The sequence below is a fragment of the Denitromonas iodatirespirans genome, from assembly GCF_018524365.1.
GTDB lineage: Bacteria > Pseudomonadota > Gammaproteobacteria > Burkholderiales > Rhodocyclaceae > Nitrogeniibacter > Nitrogeniibacter iodatirespirans.
Genome location: NZ_JAEKFT010000007.1, coordinates 1 through 18,281, shown reverse-complemented (window position 1 = coordinate 18,281; position 18,281 = coordinate 1). Strand labels below are relative to the sequence as shown.

Below are 18,281 nucleotides of genomic sequence, written 5' to 3'. Positions count from 1 at the left end.
ATGAGCGATTCGATCTGCGGCCAGGCCGCGCCGCGCCGGCGCAGTCGGCAAGTGCGCATCGGCAAGGTGCTGGTGGGTTCCGACGCGCCGGTGGTGGTGCAGTCGATGACCAATACCGACACCGCCGACGCCATCGCTACCGCCATCCAGGTGGCCCAACTGGCGCGGGCCGGTTCGGAGGTGGTGCGGATCACCGTCAACAACGAAGAGGCTGCGCGCGCCGTGCCGGCCATCCGCGAGCAACTGGCGCGCATGAATGTCGATGTGCCGCTGGTGGGCGATTTCCACTACAACGGCCACAAGCTGCTGACCGATGTGCCCGAATGCGCCGAGGCGCTGGCCAAGTTCCGCATCAATCCAGGCAATGTCGGCGCCGGCACCAAGCGCGACCCGCAGTTCGCCTCGATCATCGAGATCGCCTGCAAGTACGACAAACCGGTGCGTATCGGGGTCAATTGGGGCAGCCTCGACCCGTCCGTGCTGGCGCGCATCATGGACGAGAACGCCGGCCGTGCCGAGCCGCTCGACGCCACCGCGGTGATGCGCGAGGCGCTGGTCACCTCAGCGCTCGAATCGGCCGCCAAGGCCGAGTCCTACGGCCTGCCGGGTGACCGCATCATCCTGTCGGCCAAGGTGTCGAGCGTGCAGGACCTGATCGCGGTGTACCGCGACCTGGCGCGCCGCTGCGACTACCCGCTGCACCTGGGGCTGACCGAGGCCGGCATGGGCTCGAAAGGCATCGTCGCCTCCACTGCCGCCATGGGCGTGCTGTTGCAGGAAGGCATCGGCGACACCATTCGTGTCTCGCTCACCCCCGAACCGAACGGCAGCCGCACCCAGGAAGTCGTGGTGGCGCAGGAAATCCTGCAGACCATGGGCCTGCGCGCCTTCACACCGATGGTGACCGCCTGCCCGGGCTGCGGCCGCACCACCAGCACCTTTTTCCAGGAACTGGCCTCGCGTATCCAGAACCATGTGCGCGAGCAGATGCCGATCTGGCGCGAGCAATACGATGGCGTCGAGAACATGACGCTGGCGGTGATGGGCTGCGTGGTCAACGGGCCCGGCGAGAGCAAGCATGCCAACATCGGCATCTCGCTGCCGGGCACTGGCGAGACGCCGGCCGCGCCGGTGTTTGTGGACGGCCAGAAAACCGTTACGCTGCGGGGCGGCAACATCGCCGCCGAATTCCAGGCCATCGTCGACGACTACGTGGCGACACGCTACCAAAGAAAAGCGGGCTGACCCGCGCAGAACAGAAGAAAGACAGCAGACATGAGTCAAAGCCTGCGTGCCGTACGTGGCATGAACGATATTTTCCTCGACGAAGCGGAGACCTGGGAGCAGTTCGAATCGCTGATCCGTGATTGGCTCAAGAGCTATGGCTACCGGCCGATCCGCACTCCCATCGTCGAGCCGACGCCGCTGTTCCGGCGCGCCATCGGTGAGGTCACCGACATCGTCGAGAAGGAAATGTATTCCTTCGAAGACGCGCTCAACGGCGAACACCTCACCCTGCGGCCCGAAAGCACGGCCTCCTGCGTGCGCGCCGTGCTGCAGCACAGCCTGCTGCACAGCGGCCCCAAGCGCCTGTACTACTACGGGCCGATGTTCCGCCACGAGCGTCCGCAGAAGGGGCGCTATCGCCAGTTTCACCAGATCGGTGCCGAGGCGTTGGGCTTTGCCGGCCCGGACATCGATGCCGAGCTGATCCTGATGTGCGCCCGCCTGTGGGACGACCTCGGTCTGACCGACATCCGCCTCGAGCTCAACTCGCTCGGCTCGGCCGACGAGCGCGCGGCCCATCGGGCGGCACTGATCGCCTATTTCGAAGCGAATGTCGATCAGCTGGACGAAGAAGCCAAGCGGCGCCTGTACACCAACCCGCTGCGCATCCTCGACACCAAGAATCCCGACATGCAAGCCCTGGTCGAGGCCGCGCCGCGGCTGATGGACCACTTGGGTGAGGAATCGCAGGCCCACTTCGACGGCGTGCAGGCCATCCTCAAGGACGCCGGCGTGCCGTATCGCATCAACCCGCGCCTGGTGCGCGGGCTGGACTACTACAACCGCACCGTGTTCGAGTGGGTGACCGACCAGCTCGGCGCGCAGGGCACGGTGTGCGCCGGTGGCCGGTACGACGGCCTGATCGAGCAGCTCGGCGGAAAACCCGCGCCGGCGGCCGGCTTCGCCATGGGGGTCGAGCGATTGCTGGCCCTGTGGCAAAGTTGTGGCGGCGAGCCGGAGCGCGAAGTGCCCGATCTCTACGTGGTGCATCAGGGCGACGTGGCACTGCGTTTTGCGTTCCGCATCGCCGAAGACATGCGGGCGCACGGTTTTTCCGTGCTCTTCCATTGCGGTGGCGGCAGCTTCAAGGCGCAGATGAAAAAGGCGGACGGCAGCGGTGCGCCCTGCGCCCTGATCATCGGCGACGACGAAGCCGCGGCGGCCGAAGTCACCCTCAAACCCTTGCGCGACGGCGGCGAGCAACGCCGTGTCGCCGCCGACCAACTGGCCGAAGTGCTGGCCGATCTCCTTTTTGCCGTGGAAGACGACGATGGCAGTCTATGACCTTGAAGAGCAGGAACAACTCGCCGAACTGAAGGCCTGGTGGGCACAGTACGGCGGGATCGTGACCGCCGTGGCGGTGATCGCAGCGGTGGCATCGGTCGGCTGGCAGGGCTGGCAGTGGTATCAGCGCAAGCAGTCGGCCGAGGCTGCGGCGCTCTACAGCGTGGTGCAAAAGGCTGTGGTGGAGAACGATGCCGCCGCCGCGCGCCAGGCCACCGGGCAGATTCTCGAAAACTTCAGCGGTACCGTCTATGCGCCGCTATCGGCGCTGATGTCTGCCAAGGTGCAGCAGGCGGCAGGTGACGCCAGCAATGCGGCCCTGCCGCTCGAATGGGTCACCCAGAATGCCGCGGAGCCGGTGATGCGCGACATCGCCCGGCTCAGGCTGGCCGCCGTGCGCCTGGACGCGGGCGATGCGTCTGCCGCGCTGGCGCTGCTGGCCGAGCCGCCGTCCGAGACGCTGAACGTGCGCTACTACGATCTGCGCGGCGATGCGCTGGTCGTCGACGGCAAGATCGACGAGGCGCGTGCCGCCTATCAAAAAGCGCTCGACGCGGCCAATGCGGTGGTGGTGCCGGGCGATCGCAGTGCCGAGATCATTCGCATCAAGCTCGATGCGCTCATGGGAGGTGCCCGCTGATGCGTTCGCTCCGTCTGATGGCGGCGCTGGCCGCCACCTCGCTGCTGGTCGGGTGCAGCTCGCTCGACATGCTCAACCCGTTTTCCACGCCCGCGCCGAAAATGGCGCCGTTGCCGGCATTCAATCCGACGGCCACCTTGACGCCGGCCTGGTCGGCAAAGGTCGGCGAGGCTGATATCTATCGTTTCGAACCCGCCGTGGTCGACGGCGAGGTGATCGCCGCCGGTGCCAATGGCGAGGTGGCCCGTCTGGCGAGCGGGCAGACCCGCTGGCGTGTGCGCATCGACGGCGGCCTGACCGCCGGCGTCGGCGCCGATGCGGCGCTGGCCGTGGTGGCCGACGGCCGTGGCGAGGTCATTGGCCTGGATGCCACCAGCGGCAGCGAGCGCTGGCGCAGCCAGGTCAATGCCGAAGTGCTGGCCGCACCGGGCGTGGCCAAGGATTTCGTGGTCGTGCGCAGCAGCGACAACCGGGTCTTCGGCCTCGACCGCAAGGATGGCAAGGTGCTGTGGACCTACAAGCGCACCACGCCGGCGCTGACCCTGCGCAATCCGTCCGGCATGCTGATCGAGAACAACGTGGCGGTGCTGGGCTTCCCCGGCGGCAAACTGGCCGCCTTCGACCTGAACAACGGCGGCCTGATCTGGGAGCTGTCGGTCGCGCTGCCGGCCGGTGCCACCGAACTGGAGCGCATCGCCGACGTGGTGGGCGATCCGGTGCTGCATCGCCAGACGCTGTGCGCGGCGGCCTTCCAGGGTCGGGTAAGCTGCTTCGACATCACCAATGGCAAGACGCTGTGGAGCCGCCCGCTGTCGGCACGCGGCGGCATCAGCCGCGATGTGCGTCAGATCTATGTGACCGAGGACGCCGATGCCGTGTCCGCGCTGGACGCCTTCAGTGGCGCCAGCATGTGGCGCCAGGACCAGTTGGCACGCCGCGGCCTGTCGGCGCCGCTGGCCGTCGAGGCCGGCGTGGTGGTGGGCGATGCGGAGGGCTACGTGCATCTGCTCAGCCGCGAGAACGGCGCCTTCATCGCCCGCGCTCAGGCGGATGGCAGCGGCATCGACGTGGCACCGCGCCCGCTTGGCGATCTGGTCGTGGTGCAGACGCGCGCCGGTGGCATCCATGTGTTTCAGCCGCGCTGACAAAGGCCGAAAGTGATACCTACGCTGGTTCTGGTCGGTCGGCCGAATGTCGGCAAATCGACCTTGTTCAACCGTCTCACCAAGACGCGGGACGCGTTGGTGGCGGATCAACCCGGCCTGACCCGGGATCGCCACTACGGCGTGGGCCGGGTCGGCTCGCGCGACTATCTGGTGGTCGATACCGCCGGTTTCGATCCCGTCGCCAAGGACGGGATCATGCACGAGATGGCTCGGCAGGCCGAGCAGGCCATTGCCGAAGCCGATGTGCTGCTGTTCATGGTCGACGGCCGCAACGGGCTGACGCCACACGACCAGGAGATCGCCAATCGCCTGCGCCGGGTGGACCGGCCGGTGTTCCTGGTGGTGAACAAGGGTGAGGGCATGAACCGTGCCGTGGTCGGCGCCGAATTCCATGCGCTCGGCCTGGGCGCGCCGCTGGTGATTTCGGCGGCGCATGGCGATGGCGTGCATCCGCTGCTCGACGAAGTGTTCGAGGTGCTGCCGCCCGAAACGCCCGAGCCCGAGGGCGACGCCCCCGGCCCGCGGGTGGCCATCGTCGGCCGGCCGAACGTGGGCAAGTCGACCCTGATCAACACGCTGCTGGGCGAAGAGCGGGTGATCGCCTTCGACATGCCGGGCACCACCCGCGACGCGATCAGCATCCCGTTTTCGCGCAATGGCCGCGAATACAAGCTGATCGACACCGCCGGCCTGCGCCGGCGCGGCAAGGTGTTCGAGGCGGTCGAGAAGTTTTCGGTCATCAAAACGCTGCAGGCGATCGAGCAGGCCAACGTGGTGGTGCTGGTGCTCGACGCCAGCCAGGACGTGTCGGACCAGGATGCCCATATCGCCGGCTTCGTGCTGGAGACCGGGCGGGCACTGGTGCTGGCGATCAACAAATGGGACAGCGTCGACGACTATCGCCGCGAGCAGATCAAGAACGACGTGGCGCGCAAGCTGCCTTTCCTGAGCTTTGCGCGCAGTCACTACGTGTCGGCGCTCAAGTCGCAAGGCATTGGCGCCGTGCTCAACTCGGTCGATCGCGCCTACGCCGCGGCGATGGCCAAGTTGTCCACCCCGAAGCTGACCCGTTTGCTGCAGGAAGCGGTGGTCAAACAGGCGCCGCCCAAGGTGCGGATGTTCCGGCCCAAGATGCGCTATGCGCACCAGGGCGGCAGCAACCCGCCGATCATCGTGATCCACGGTACCGGTCTGGAAGGGATCCCGGCCAGCTACACGCGGTATCTGGAGCGTTGTTTCATGGAGGCGTTCAAACTCCAGGGCACGCCCTTGCGCATCCAGTTCCGCTCGTCGACCAATCCGTACAGCGATCGAAAGTAATCTCCATACCGCTGCGCCGGGACGCCTGATTGGTGTTGCAGCGCAGAATCCATTAAATTACGCCAACATAACGATAGAGGCTCAAACATGAGTAACAAAGGCCAACTCCTGCAGGATCCGTTCCTGAATGCACTGCGTCGCGAGCATGTGCCGGTGTCCATCTACCTGGTCAACGGGATCAAATTGCAGGGCCAGATCGAATCTTTCGACCAATACGTGGTGTTGCTGCGAAACACCGTGACCCAGATGGTGTACAAGCACGCGATCTCGACCGTCGTGCCGGCGCGCCCGGTCAACTTCCAGCAACAGGAGTCGGGTGAGCCTGCTGCCTAAGGTGTCGATACTGCGGATGTGCGCTCTGGAGGGGGCCTGTCATGTTTGATCGCCCCGAGGCGGGAGAGCGCGCAGTCCTGGTGCAGATCGATCTGGGGCAGGACGCCATCGAAGAGCGCTTGGCCGAGTTGGTGTTGCTGGCCGAAAGTGCCGGCGCCACGGTCGAGACCGTGGTGCGTGCCAAGCGGCGCGCCCCTGATCCGGCCTTGTTCGTCGGCAAGGGCAAGGCGCAGGAGATCGGCGATCTGCTGCGTAGCCATGAGGCGGATCTGGTCATCTTCAATCACGAGTTGAGCCCGGGCCAGCAGCGCAACCTCGAGCGTGTGCTGCAATGCCGGGTGATCGACCGGACCGCGCTGATCCTCGACATCTTCGCCCTGCGGGCGCGCAGCCACGAGGGCAAGTTGCAGGTGGAGCTGGCCCAGCTCGAGCATCTGGCCACGCGCCTGATCCGCGGCTGGACCCACCTGGAACGGCAAAAAGGTGGTGTGGGCCTGCGCGGCCCGGGGGAAACCCAGCTGGAAACCGACCGCCGCCTGATCGGTGCACGGGTCAAGACCCTGCGCGGCCGCCTCGAAAAGCTCGAAAACCAGCGCCGGGTGCGTCGTCGCGCCCGGGAGCGCCGGGACGTGTTGTCGGTGTCCATCGTCGGCTATACCAACGCCGGCAAGTCGACGCTCTTCAATGCGCTGACCAAGGCCGGCAGCTACGCGGCGAACCAGTTGTTCGCCACGCTGGACACCACCTCGCGCCGCCTGTTTCTGGGCGAGGCGGGGAACATTGTGCTGTCCGACACGGTCGGATTCATCCGTGATCTGCCGCACAGTCTGGTCGCCGCCTTCCACGCCACGCTCGAAGAAACGGTCAATGCCGATTTGCTGGTGCATGTGGTCGATTCGGGCAGCGACGACCGGGATGCGCAGATCGCTGCCGTGAATGAGGTCCTGAACGAGATCGGAGCGGGGAAGATTCCCCAGATTCTGGTCTGGAACAAGATCGACGGTAGCGGTACGCCGGCCCGGTTCGAGCGGGACGGCTGTGATAGAATCTGCCGCGTTTTTGCGAGCGCCAAGACGGGAGAAGGATTGGACCTGTTGCGGTTGGCGCTTGCCGAGGAAGCGGAGCGCTTTGCTGCAGGCCTGAGGGCTGATGATGATCAGCCGTCTTCTCATTTCGATCCACTCCATTCCTAATGGAAACTCTCATGTCGCTGAATGATCCTCGCTGGGGTAACCAGGGGAACGATCAGGAGCGGGACCGTCCCAAGGACGGCCCGCCCGATCTCGATGAACTATGGCGCGATGTCAATCGCCGTCTGGGCGGACTCTTTGGCCGCCGCAGTGGTGGTGGCGGTGGCAACGGTGGCGGCAACATGCCCTCGCTGAGCCCGCGCCAGTTCGGCGGCGGGCTCGGCGCGCTGATCGTGCTGGCGCTGCTGGTCTGGGGGGCGAGCGGCTTCTATATCGTCGACGCCAACCAGCGCGGCGTGGTGCTGCGTTTCGGCGACTATATCGAGACCACCATGCCGGGCCTGCATCTGCGTTTGCCCTTCCCGATCGAAAGCCACGAGCTGGTGGATGTGACCGGGGTGCGGACCATCGAGGTCGGCTACCGCGGCTCGGAGCGCAACAAGGTGCTGCGCGAAGCGCTGATGCTGACCGACGACGAGAACATCATCAACATCCAGTTCGCCGTTCAGTACATTCTGAAAAGCCCCGAAGACTACCTGTTCAACAATCGCCATCCCGACGAGGCCGTGTCTCAGGCGGCCGAGACCGCGGTGCGCGAGATCGTTGGCAAGAATCGCATGGACTTCGTGCTTTACGAGGGCCGTGAGGAAGTCGCCGTGCGCGCCAAGGATTTGATGCAGGAAATCCTCGATCGTTACCAGACCGGCATTCAGGTCAGCCAGGTCACCATGCGCAACGCCCAGCCGCCCGAGCAAGTGCAGGCCGCCTTCGACGATGCGGTCAAGGCCGGTCAGGACCGGGTGCGCCAGCAGAACGAAGGGCAGGCCTACGCCAACGACGTGATCCCGAAAGCGCGGGGTACGGCATCGCGCCTGGCCGAAGAGGCACAGGGTTATGCCGCACGTGTGGTGGCCAACGCCGAGGGTGATGCGAGTCGCTTCGGGCAGGTGCTGACCGAATATCGCAAGGCGCCGCGGGTGACGCGTGAGCGCATGTACCTGGAGGCGATGCAGGAGATGTATTCCAATACCACCAAGATCATGGTGGATGCAAAGGGGAGCGGCAACCTGCTGATGCTGCCGCTGGACAAGCTGCTCCAGGCGACCGGCGCCGGCGCATCGTCACGCGCTGAATCCGCCGCGAGCAGCAGTGCGCCGATTTCCGATGTGCCGCGATCGGCCGCGATCGGCGACGATGTCCGCAGCCGCGATTTCCTTCGTAACAGCCGTGAAGTGGGAGGCCGCTGATGCGCGAGCGTACACCGATCTTTCTGGGCGTCGTCCTGTTTGCATTGGCGCTGGTTTCGATGTCCATGTTCACGGTCGACAAGCGCCAGTTTGCGATCGTCCGCCAGTTCGGCGAGATCAAGCGTGAGATCAGCGAACCGGGCTTGAACTTCAAGATCCCGCTGGTTCAGAACGTGACTTTCTTCGAAAAGCGCATCCTCACCATGGATACGCCGGAGCCGGAGCGTTTCATTACCTCCGAGAAGAAGAACGTGCTCGTCGATCTGTTCGTCAAGTGGCGCATTTCCGATCCGCGCCTGTTCCTCGAATCCGTCGGCGGCGACGAAACCCGCGCCCGCACCCGACTCGAACAGACCGTCAACTCCGGTCTGCGCGAGGAGTTCGGCAAGCGCACCGTGCATGAGGTGGTCTCCGGTCAGCGTGACGAGATCATGGAGCAGATGCGTGCCAAGGCCGACCAGGATGCCCGCAAGATCGGCGTGCAGATCCTCGACGTGCGCCTGAAGCGGGTCGATCTGCCGACCGAAGTCTCCGAGTCGGTGTATCGCCGCATGGAGGCCGAGCGCAAGCGGGTGGCCAACGAATTGCGTTCGGAGGGTGCCGCCGAGGCCGAAAAGATCCGGGCCGATGCCGATCGCCAGCGCGAGATCATCGTGGCCAACGCGTATCGCGACGCGCAGCACATCAAGGGTGAAGGCGATGCCAAGGCGACCGCCATCTACGCCGAGGCTTTCGGCGCCGATCCGGAGTTCTATGCCTTCTACCGCAGCCTGCAGGCCTATCGTCAGAGCTTCGCGAACAAGGACGATGTGCTGGTGGTGGAGCCGAACAGCGACTTCTTCAAGTATCTGAAAAGCGGCGGGGCGCTGCGCAAAAGCGCGAGCGAATGAAGTCCTCGCTGATTACGGCCTTTGCGCTCATGCTGCTGATCGAGGGGGCGCTGCCATTCATCGCGCCCGCCCGCTGGCGGGAGCTCTTCAAAAAGGCCGTACTCCTCGAAGACGGGCAGATTCGCTTCATCGGATTGAGCTCGATGCTGATCGGGCTCATTCTCCTTCTGGTGTTCTATGACTAAACGGCAAGCGTGATGCGCTGGGTATTGCCCGAATATTTTCAGGACGTGCTGCCGCCCGAAGCTGACAAGCTCGAGCGGCTGCGTCGTCAGTTGCTCGACGTCTTCCGTCTGCATGGCTATCAGCTGGTGGTGCCGCCCCTGGTGGAGTACCTCGATTCGCTGTTGACCGGCGCGGGTCAGGACTTGCGCCTGCGCACCTTCAAGCTGGTCGACCAGCTGTCCGGCCGGACCCTCGGAGTGCGTGCCGACATGACGCCGCAGGTGGCGCGGATCGACGCCCATTTGCTCAACCGTCAGGGCGTCAGCCGTCTGTGCTATTGCGGTGCGGTGGCCCACACCCTGCCGGCGTCGCTGACGGCCAGCCGCGAGCCCCTCCAGCTCGGCGCCGAAGTCTACGGCCATGCCGGCATCGAGGCGGATATCGAGATCATCCGTCTGTTGGCCGAAGTGCTGCGTATCGCCGAAGTGCCGACCTCGCGGATCGACCTCGGCCATGTGGGCCTGTTCCGTGCCCTGGTCGGTCGCGCCGGCCTCGATGACGAGACGGTACGCGAGCTGTTCGGCCTGTTGCAGGCCAAGGATGTGCCGACGCTGTCCGAGCGCCTGGCCCCGCTGGACGCCACCGTGAGGGCCGCGCTGCTGGCCTTGCCGCGCCTCTATGGCGACGCGTCGGTATTGGGCGAAGCTCGCCGCGTGCTGCCAGACTGGCCCGATGTGGTCGCGGCGCTGGACGAGCTCGACCGCATTGCGGTTGCGCTGCCGGGATTGCCGATCAGTGTCGATCTGGCCGATTTGCGCGGGTATCACTATCACAGCGGCGTGGTGTTTGCGGCCTATGGTGCCCATTCGCCGAGTGCCTTGGCGCTGGGCGGGCGGTACGACGCCGTCGGCCAGGCCTTCGGCCGTGGTCGGCCGGCGACCGGATTCAGCCTCGACTTGCGCGAACTGGCGCAGCGGCTGCCCGCACCGGATCTGCCGGGCGCCATTCTGGCACCCGTCGCCGGGGCTGCAGGTTTGGATGACGCCGTGCGCGACTTGCGCGCGCGCGGCGAGATCGTGGTGGAAGCCTTGCCGGGCCATGAGGGCTCGTGGGCGGAGACGGGGTGTGACCGTCAAATGATTTGGCACGACGGGCAATGGCTGGTCGTATCGCTCGAGGGAGAGGGTGCAGGACATGGGTAAGAACGTAATCGTCATCGGAACGCAGTGGGGCGACGAAGGCAAGGGCAAGATCGTCGACTGGCTGACGGACCATGCGCAGGGCGTGGTGCGTTTCCAGGGCGGCCACAATGCGGGGCACACCCTCGTCATCGGCGGCCAGAAAACGGTGCTGCACCTGATTCCGTCGGGCATCCTGCGCGAAGGCGTGGCCTGCTACATCGGCAACGGCGTGGTGCTCTCGCCCGAAGCGCTGTTCAAGGAGATCGACAAGCTCGAGGCGGCCGGGGTGAATGTCAGCGAACGGTTGCGCATTTCCGAAGCCTGCCCGCTGATCATGCCCTACCACCAGGCGCTGGACATCGCGCGGGAGGCCGCGCGCGGTACCAACAAGATCGGCACGACCGGTCGCGGCATCGGCCCGGCCTATGAAGACAAGGTCGCCCGCCGTGCGCTGCGCGTGCAGGACCTGATGCGGCCGAAGCGTTTTGCCGAACAACTGGCCGAGCTGCTCGACTACCACAATTTCATGCTGACCCAGTACTACCGCGCTGCGCCGGTCGATTTCCAGCAAACGCTGGACGCCTCGCTGGCGATGGCGCCGCGCCTGGCATCGCTGGTCGCCGACGTGCCGCGGGCGCTCTACGACGCGCATCGCGAAGGCGCCAACCTGCTGTTCGAAGGCGCTCAGGGCACCTTGCTCGACATCGACCACGGCACCTATCCCTTCGTGACTTCCAGCAACTGCGTGGCCGGTGCGGCGGCGGCGGGCGCCGGTGTCGGGCCGAGCATGCTGCACTATGTGCTGGGCATCACCAAGGCTTACACCACGCGGGTCGGCTCGGGGCCGTTCCCGACCGAACTGTATGACGCCGAAAGCAAGCTCGACCCGGTCGGCAAGCATCTGGCCACCAAGGGCAACGAATTCGGTGCCACCACCGGGCGCGCCCGTCGTTGCGGCTGGTTCGATGCGGCGGCGCTCAAGCGGGCGATCCAGATCAACGGCGTGTCCGGCCTGTGCGTGACCAAGCTCGATGTGCTCGATGGGGTGGAGGAGGTCAAGCTGTGCACCGGCTACGAGCTCGACGGCGAGCTGTGCGACATCCTGCCAGCCGGCGCGGAGGAGACCTCCCGCTGCATCCCGGTCTATGAAACCCTGCCGGGGTGGAAGGAGAGCACCGTCGGCGTCAAGGAGCTCGATGCCTTGCCGGCTGCCGCGCGTGCCTATCTGAAGCGGATCGAGGAAGTGTGCGCCGTGCCGGTGGACATGATCTCGACCGGGCCGGATCGCGATCAGACGATCGTCCTGCGTCATCCGTTCAAGTAAGCGTCACCTCGGGCTGCAGCGGTGCTCGCCGCTGCAGCCGCAGGGCTTTGCCCTGGGTAAACGAAAAGAGCCGACCTTTCGGTCGGCTCTTGAAACTGGTGCCCAGAAGAGGACTCGAACCTCCACATCCGTAAGGACACTAGCACCTGAAGCTAGCGCGTCTACCAATTCCGCCATCTGGGCAAGAGCGAGGATTATAGCTCTCGCCGTAAAAAGTGCAAATGTTATTTCTAGGTCTCTGGTGTTCTTTCAAACGGTGCCCGACAATGAAAAAGCCAGTCAGAAATCTGACTGGCTTTCCCGGATTTGGTGCCCAGAAGAGGACTCGAACCTCCACATCCGTAAAGATACTAGCACCTGAAGCTAGCGCGTCTACCAATTCCGCCATCTGGGCAAGAAGCCGCGCATTATATCGATTAATTGAAGGTTGTCAATGAACCGACCCACAAAAAAAACAAAGGCTCCGGCCAGAAAGGTAAAACCTCAAGCGGCCGTGTCCGCTCCCGTGCCGCGGCAGAAATCCCGGCGCAAACTCAGCGCGGTTCGCCGCGCCGATCCGTTCTTCGCACGCGAAACCGAGCGCTATGAGTTTCCGCTGCCGAGCCGCGAGTATGTCTTGCAGACGCTGACGGAGGCCGGGCGTCCCATGCTGCTGCCGCAGCTGGCCGAGGCGCTGGATATCCTGCCGGACGAGATGCCGTTTTTCGAGCGCCGGGTGCGCGCCATGGAGCGCGAGGGCGAGCTGGTACGCAACCGGCGCGAGGCCTTCCTCATTCCCGACAAGGCAGCGCTGATCCGCGGCCGGGTCGAAGGGCATCCGGACGGCTTCGGTTTCCTGATTCCCGACGACGGGTCACCGGATGTCTTTCTCGGCCCGCGCCAGATGCGCGAAGTGCTGCACGGCGATCGCGCCATCGTGCGCATTTCGGGCATCGACCGCCGCGGGCGGCCCGAAGGGCAGATCGTCGAGGTGCTGGAGCGCGCCAACACGCGTGTTGTCGGTCGCGTCGTCAATGAACACGGGGTGCTGGTCGTGGTGCCGGAGAACCGGCGCATCGCCCGTGACATCCTGCTGGCGCCCGGCGGGCGCAAGAAGAAGGTCGAGGCCGGCGAGGTGGTGGTGGTCGAGCTGGTCGAGCAGCCCAGCAAGCATGCGCCGCCGGTCGGCCGGCTGGTCGAGACCTTGGGGCGCTATGCCGATCCGGGCATGGAGGTGGAGGTCGCGCTGCGCAAGCACGAGTTGCCCTTCGAGTTTTCGCCCGAGTCCAAGGCCCAGGCGCGCGCGCTGCCCAAGACGGTGCGCAAGAAGGACATGGCAGGGCGCGAGGATATCCGTCATCTGCCGCTGGTGACCATCGATGGCGAGACCGCCAAGGACTTCGACGACGCGGTGTATTGCGAGCGGGTCGGCCGGGGTTATCGCTTGCTGGTGGCCATCGCCGATGTCTCGCATTATGTCGAGCCGGGCTCGCCCCTCGATTCGGACGCGTTCGATCGTGGCAATTCGGTGTATTTCCCGCGCCGGGTGATCCCGATGCTGCCGGAAAAGCTGTCCAACGGCCTGTGTTCGCTCAATCCCGAGGTCGACCGCTTGTGCATGGTCTGCGACATGAGCATCTCGGCGAGCGGGGAGATCAAGCAGTTCCGCTTCTACCCGGCCGTGATGTACTCGCATGCACGTCTCACCTATAACCAGGTGGCTGCCGCGCTGTATCAGAAGGACCCCGACGTGCGCGCTGCGCTGGCCGAGCGCCTGCCGCAACTGGAAGATCTCGACCGTTTGTTCCGCGTGCTGCTCAAGGCGCGGGCCAAGCGCGGCGCGATCGACTTCGAAACCACCGAAACACGCATGATCTTCAATGAGGACGGCAAGATCGAGCGCATCGTGCCGGAGGTGCGCAATGACGCCCACCGGGTCATCGAAGAGTGCATGCTGGCGGCCAACGTGTGTGCCTCGGACTTCCTGCAGGCCAATGAGCATCCGGCGCTGTATCGGGTGCACGAAGGCCCCAAGCCGGAAAAGCTCGACCAGTTGCGCAGCTTCCTGGGCGAATTCGGCCTGCAGTTGGGTGGCGGCGACGATCCCAAGGCCAAGGACTACGCCGCGCTGCTGGCGCAGGTGAAAGACCGGCCGGACATGCCGCTCTTGCAGACGGTGATGTTGCGCTCCTTGCGCCAGGCCATCTATAGCCCCGACAACGTCGGCCACTTCGGCCTGGCCTACGAGGCTTACACCCACTTCACCTCGCCCATCCGTCGCTATCCCGATCTGCTGGTGCATCGGGCGATCAAGGCGGTGCTCACCGGTCAGCAGTATCGCCCCGGCGACTGGGAGCAGATCGGCATGCACTGCTCGCAGACCGAGCGCCGCGCCGACGAAGCCTCGCGCGATGTGGAGTCGTGGCTCAAGTGCTTCTACATGCAGGATCGGGTCGGCGAGGTGTTCACCGGCAGTGTGTCCTCGGTGGTACCCTTCGGCCTCTTCGTGGCGCTGGACAATGTGTTCATCGAAGGCTTGGTGCACATCTCCGAGCTAGGCGAAGACTATTTCCACTACGACGAATCGCGTCACGAGTTGCTCGGCGAGCGCAGCGGCAAGCGCTTCCGCCTGTCCGATCGAGTGTCCGTGCAGTTGATGCGGGTCGACATGGAAACCACCAAGATCGATTTCCGCCTCGTGACCGAGCCCTCGGCCGGTGCGAGCGCGGGCAAACCCAAGAAAGGCAAACGACGTGGCTAATCCTTCCGGGCGCGAGACCCGTTTCATCTTCGGTTTTCATGCGGTGCGCTCGCGCCTGCGAAACGATCCTGACGGCGTGGTCGAGATCCATGTCGCCGCGCAGCGCAACGACGGCCGCGCACGCGATCTGATCGCGCTGGCCGAAAGCCAGAACGTGCGCGTGATTCCGACCGACGCCGGGCGTCTCGACGGCATGGCAGGTGGCGCGGTGCACCAGGGCGTGGTGGCGCGGGTCGATGCGCGCCACAAGGTGCTGCAACTCGACGACATCCTCGACACGCTCGAAGGCCCGGCGCTGCTGCTGGTGCTCGACGGCGTGACCGATCCGCACAACCTGGGCGCCTGCCTGCGCGTGGCCGATGCCGCCGGGGCGCAGGCCGTCATCGCCCCCAAGGACCGCTCGGCCAGCCTCAACGCCACGGCCATCAAGGTGGCCAGCGGCGCGGCCGACACCGTGCCCTATGTGACGGTGACCAATCTCTCGCGCGCCTTGCGCCAGATGCAGGAGGCCGGGGTGTGGGTCATCGGCGCGGCGGGGGAGGCGGCGCAGGATCTGTACGCCGTCGACCAGACCGGTCCGATCGCCTGGGTGCTGGGCGCCGAAGGCGACGGCTTGCGCCGACTGACCCGCGACACCTGCGATGTGCTCGCACGCATTCCGATGCATGGCTCGGTCGATAGCCTGAACGTATCGGTGGCCAGCGGCATCTGCCTGTTCGAGGCCGCGCGACAGCGCCACACCTGATCTGCGTCACGTCTTCCTGTGAATTGCCGGCCCGGGCTTGCATTACGTTGACGTCAACGGTATGAATGCGGGTTTACCTGTACGGCAGCGTATGGTGCCGTCGGGAGCTTCAGCCACGGATACACAGGAGAGGGAGACGTCTGAATGAGCGCTGTCACCGAATTTTTGAAGGCCCGCGATTTTCTGCTGGCCCATCGTACCGACTACGACGCGGCCTACGCCGGGTTCCAGTGGCCGCAGTTGAGCGAGTTCAACTGGGCGATCGACTACTTCGACGCCATGGCCAAAGACAACGACGCGCCCGCCTTGTGGATCGTCGAGCAGGACGGCAGCGAGTCGAAGCGCAGCTTCGCGCAGATGTCGGCGCGCTCCAACCAGGTGGCCAACTGGTTGCGCGCTCAGGGCGTGTCGCGGGGCGATCGTATCCTGGTCATGCTTGGCAACGAGGTGCCGCTGTGGGAAACCATGCTCGCCGCCATCAAGCTGGGCGCGGTGGTGATTCCCGCCACCACCTTGCTCACGCCGGACGACCTGGATGACCGCATCACGCGCGGCGAGGTCAAGCATGCGGTGATCGGCCATGCCCATGTCGACAAGTTCGAAGGCAAGACCGGCTTCACCCGGGTGGTGGTCGGCGCGCCGTGCGAAGGCTGGTTGTCGTACGCGGATGCACAGACGGCGGACGAGCGCTTCACGCCCGAGGGCGTCACCCGGGTCACCGATCCGCTGCTGCTGTACTTCACCTCGGGCACCACCTCCAAACCCAAGCTGGTGCAGCACAGTCACCAGTCCTACCCGATCGGCCATCTGTCGACCATGTACTGGATCGGCCTGCAGCCGGGCGACCGGCACATGAACATCTCCTCGCCGGGCTGGGCCAAGCATGCCTGGAGCTGCTTCTTCGCCCCCTGGAATGCCGGCGCCACGGTCTTTCTCTACAACTACACTCGTTTCGACGCCAAAGCGCTGCTCGATGTGCTGGTCAAATACGAGATCAACACCCTGTGCGCGCCGCCCACCGTCTGGCGCATGCTCATCCAGCAGAACCTGGCCGCCTACAAGACCTCGCTGCGCGAGCTGATCGGCGCCGGCGAGCCGCTCAACCCGGAAGTGATCGAGCAGGTCGAAAAGGCTTGGGGCATCACCATCCGTGACGGTTTCGGCCAGACCGAGACCACCGCCCAGATCGGCAACCCGCCGGGCCAGCGGCTCAAGCCGGGTTCGATGGGGCGTCCGTTGCCGGGCTACAAGATCGCGTTGATCGACGGTGACGGCAAGCGCGCCGAGGAGGGCGAGGTGTGCCTCGACCTGTCCGCCCGCCCGATGGGCCTGATGCTGTGCTATGCCGGCGACGAGGCCAAGACTGCCGAAGTGATGCGCGACGGCTTCTACCACACTGGCGACGTGGCGCAGATCGACGCGGAGGGCTACATCACCTATGTCGGCCGCGCCGACGATGTGTTCAAGGCCTCCGACTACCGCATCAGCCCCTTCGAACTGGAGAGTGTGTTGATCGAGCATCCGGCCGTGGCCGAGGCCGCCGTGGTGCCCAGCCCCGATCCCGTGCGGCTGGCGGTGCCCAAGGCCTTCATGATCCTGGTCGAGGGGCAGACCCCGAGCGCCGAGCTGGCCCGCGACATCTTCGCTTTCACGCGCGAGAATCTGGCGCCCTACAAGCGCATCCGCCGGCTCGAGTTTGCCGACCTGCCCAAGACCATCTCGGGCAAGATCCGTCGGGTCGAACTGCGCAAGCACGAAGCGGCGCGCGGCGAGAAGGGGGCGATGGAGTTCTTCGAGGAGGATTTCCCCGATCTCAAGTAGGGGGCGATTCCGGCTGCCCGTGATGCAGTGCGGCAGAGCTCGCGCCCACTGCCGGGAGAAGCTGATACAATGCCGCCGTGGCGGGTCTCCTCGCATTGCAGCGCGGTGAACCTGGTCAGGGCCGGAAGGCAGCAGCCACAGCCGCTCCCTGCAAGTGCCGAGGGTCAGGCTCGCCACCCTGAATGCAAAATAACGCCGATCCGTGAGGGTCGGCGTTTTTCCTTTGTGCGCCCAGCATGGGCGCACTCCTGCGGGTGCAAGTCCCGCCGTAAGTTGATCACAGCGAACGAAGTGAAGCGCAACTGCGCGAGGGCGACCGAGCGTGGGAAGGAAGCGTGGAGCATAAACTGCGAGCCGATGGACAAGAACCGGATAGAAGGCGTTGCCGAGCAGGGCGAGCGGGCAAAGGACTGCGAAGCTCTCGTGATCAAGGCGAGGTGGCGTAAATCCGGCGGTTGTGCAGCGAAGGAGTGCGTTCTTACCTGGGGAGATCTCGCCTCATGCCTGAAAGGGCGACGGTGAAGAGCCGGAGCGAGAAGTCAGCAGAGGCCGTAGTAGCTGCCGGTTGCGGGCGAAGGGCCGAACGAGTAGGAGGGCCGAAGGCCATGTCGCTCGGACGTGCAGTGCATCAGAAGCCCGGCGAGCCGGGGCGCAACGCGGGAGTGCGAGGTGAAGCCGCGCCCGAAGTGCTGTGTGATGAAGCACGGAGGGCGCGGCATGAAATTGGAAGCCCAGGGCGAGGCGAGCTGCTTGCGCAGGCGCTCGCGAACGCGAACATGGTGGCGGCGTGGAGACGCGTCAAAGCCAATCGTGGCAGTGCTGGGGTGGATGGGTTGTCGATCGCCGAGACGGCGGACTACCTGAGGACGCACTGGCCCCGGATTCGGGAATCCTTACTGGATGGCAGTTATCGGCCCCACGCCGTGCGGCGCGTCCAGATCCCGAAAT

Annotated in this window: 15 protein-coding genes, 2 tRNA genes, 1 other RNA gene and 1 pseudogene; 17 read left to right on the top strand and 2 right to left on the bottom strand. The window is 65.2% G+C overall.

The genetic code is table 11. From position 1 onward, the window contains the following. The 12 genes from ispG (at window position 1) to I8J34_RS08030 (ending at window position 12,027) form a co-directional block, all read left to right on the top strand. Window positions 1-1,245 carry a flavodoxin-dependent (E)-4-hydroxy-3-methylbut-2-enyl-diphosphate synthase gene (ispG, locus tag I8J34_RS08085; RefSeq protein WP_214360892.1) on the top strand — a complete coding sequence of 415 codons (1,245 nt, stop codon included), beginning with the start codon at window positions 1-3 and terminating at the stop codon, window positions 1,243-1,245. A gap of 30 nt (window positions 1,246-1,275) precedes the next feature. Further along, window positions 1,276-2,571, top strand: a complete 1,296-nt coding sequence (gene hisS, locus I8J34_RS08080; protein WP_214360891.1) for a histidine--tRNA ligase — start codon at window positions 1,276-1,278, stop codon at window positions 2,569-2,571. Beyond that, the gene (locus I8J34_RS08075; protein ID WP_214360890.1) at window positions 2,558-3,211 is read left to right on the top strand and encodes a YfgM family protein; all 654 of its coding nucleotides are present in this window, start codon (window positions 2,558-2,560) and stop codon (window positions 3,209-3,211) included. Before hisS ends, I8J34_RS08075 begins: the two co-directional genes overlap by 14 nt. Next, the gene (gene bamB / locus I8J34_RS08070; RefSeq protein ID WP_214360889.1) at window positions 3,211-4,356 is read left to right on the top strand and encodes an outer membrane protein assembly factor BamB; all 1,146 of its coding nucleotides are present in this window, start codon (window positions 3,211-3,213) and stop codon (window positions 4,354-4,356) included. Before I8J34_RS08075 ends, bamB begins: the two co-directional genes overlap by 1 nt. 12 nt (window positions 4,357-4,368) lie before the next feature. Beyond that, on the top strand, window positions 4,369-5,697 hold the full coding sequence (gene der, locus I8J34_RS08065) for a ribosome biogenesis GTPase Der (RefSeq protein WP_214360888.1): 1,329 nt from the start codon (window positions 4,369-4,371) through the stop codon (window positions 5,695-5,697). An 87-nt stretch (window positions 5,698-5,784) separates the two neighbouring features. Continuing rightward, on the top strand, window positions 5,785-6,030 hold the full coding sequence (gene hfq, locus I8J34_RS08060) for an RNA chaperone Hfq (RefSeq protein ID WP_214360887.1): 246 nt from the start codon (window positions 5,785-5,787) through the stop codon (window positions 6,028-6,030). Window positions 6,031-6,071: 41 nt separating this feature from the next. Beyond that, window positions 6,072-7,223, top strand: coding sequence for a GTPase HflX (gene hflX / locus I8J34_RS08055; RefSeq protein ID WP_214360886.1), 1,152 nt, complete (start codon window positions 6,072-6,074; stop codon window positions 7,221-7,223). Window positions 7,224-7,234: 11 nt separating this feature from the next. After that, window positions 7,235-8,467: an FtsH protease activity modulator HflK gene (hflK, locus tag I8J34_RS08050; protein WP_214360885.1), complete on the top strand. Its 1,233-nt coding sequence runs from the start codon at window positions 7,235-7,237 to the stop codon at window positions 8,465-8,467. Continuing rightward, window positions 8,467-9,357, top strand: coding sequence for a protease modulator HflC (hflC, locus tag I8J34_RS08045; RefSeq protein WP_214360884.1), 891 nt, complete (start codon window positions 8,467-8,469; stop codon window positions 9,355-9,357). Before hflK ends, hflC begins: the two co-directional genes overlap by 1 nt. Next, window positions 9,354-9,542, top strand: a complete 189-nt coding sequence (locus I8J34_RS08040) for a DUF2065 domain-containing protein (RefSeq protein ID WP_214360883.1) — start codon at window positions 9,354-9,356, stop codon at window positions 9,540-9,542. Before hflC ends, I8J34_RS08040 begins: the two co-directional genes overlap by 4 nt. 12 nt (window positions 9,543-9,554) lie before the next feature. After that, window positions 9,555-10,724, top strand: coding sequence for an ATP phosphoribosyltransferase regulatory subunit (locus I8J34_RS08035; RefSeq protein WP_214360882.1), 1,170 nt, complete (start codon window positions 9,555-9,557; stop codon window positions 10,722-10,724). Next, entirely contained in the window at window positions 10,717-12,027 is a 1,311-nt protein-coding gene (locus tag I8J34_RS08030) for an adenylosuccinate synthase (RefSeq protein ID WP_214360881.1), read from the top strand. Before I8J34_RS08035 ends, I8J34_RS08030 begins: the two co-directional genes overlap by 8 nt. 96 nt (window positions 12,028-12,123) lie before the next feature. On the opposite strand, the gene I8J34_RS08025 is transcribed toward I8J34_RS08030, so the two are convergent. Together I8J34_RS08025 and I8J34_RS08020 are read right to left on the bottom strand one after the other, a co-directional pair. Then, a tRNA-Leu gene (locus I8J34_RS08025) sits at window positions 12,124-12,210 on the bottom strand. Between the two features lie 124 nt (window positions 12,211-12,334). Further along, window positions 12,335-12,421: transfer RNA gene (locus tag I8J34_RS08020), tRNA-Leu, on the bottom strand. Between the two features lie 39 nt (window positions 12,422-12,460). On the opposite strand from I8J34_RS08020, the gene rnr reads away from it, so the two are divergent. The 5 genes and pseudogenes from rnr to I8J34_RS07995 form a co-directional block, all read left to right on the top strand. Beyond that, on the top strand, window positions 12,461-14,767 hold the full coding sequence (gene rnr / locus I8J34_RS08015) for a ribonuclease R (RefSeq protein ID WP_214360880.1): 2,307 nt from the start codon (window positions 12,461-12,463) through the stop codon (window positions 14,765-14,767). Beyond that, complete coding sequence (gene rlmB, locus I8J34_RS08010) at window positions 14,760-15,512, top strand: 23S rRNA (guanosine(2251)-2'-O)-methyltransferase RlmB (protein ID WP_214360879.1); 753 nt, start codon at window positions 14,760-14,762, stop codon at window positions 15,510-15,512. Before rnr ends, rlmB begins: the two co-directional genes overlap by 8 nt. Before the next feature lie 144 nt (window positions 15,513-15,656). Further along, entirely contained in the window at window positions 15,657-17,333 is a 1,677-nt protein-coding gene (locus tag I8J34_RS08005) for an AMP-binding protein (RefSeq protein ID WP_214360878.1), read from the top strand. A gap of 79 nt (window positions 17,334-17,412) precedes the next feature. Next, window positions 17,413-17,511, top strand: an RNA gene (gene ffs, locus I8J34_RS08000) — signal recognition particle sRNA small type. Between the two features lie 427 nt (window positions 17,512-17,938). Further along, window positions 17,939-18,281: pseudogene (locus I8J34_RS07995) on the top strand (group II intron reverse transcriptase/maturase); the annotation flags it as partial.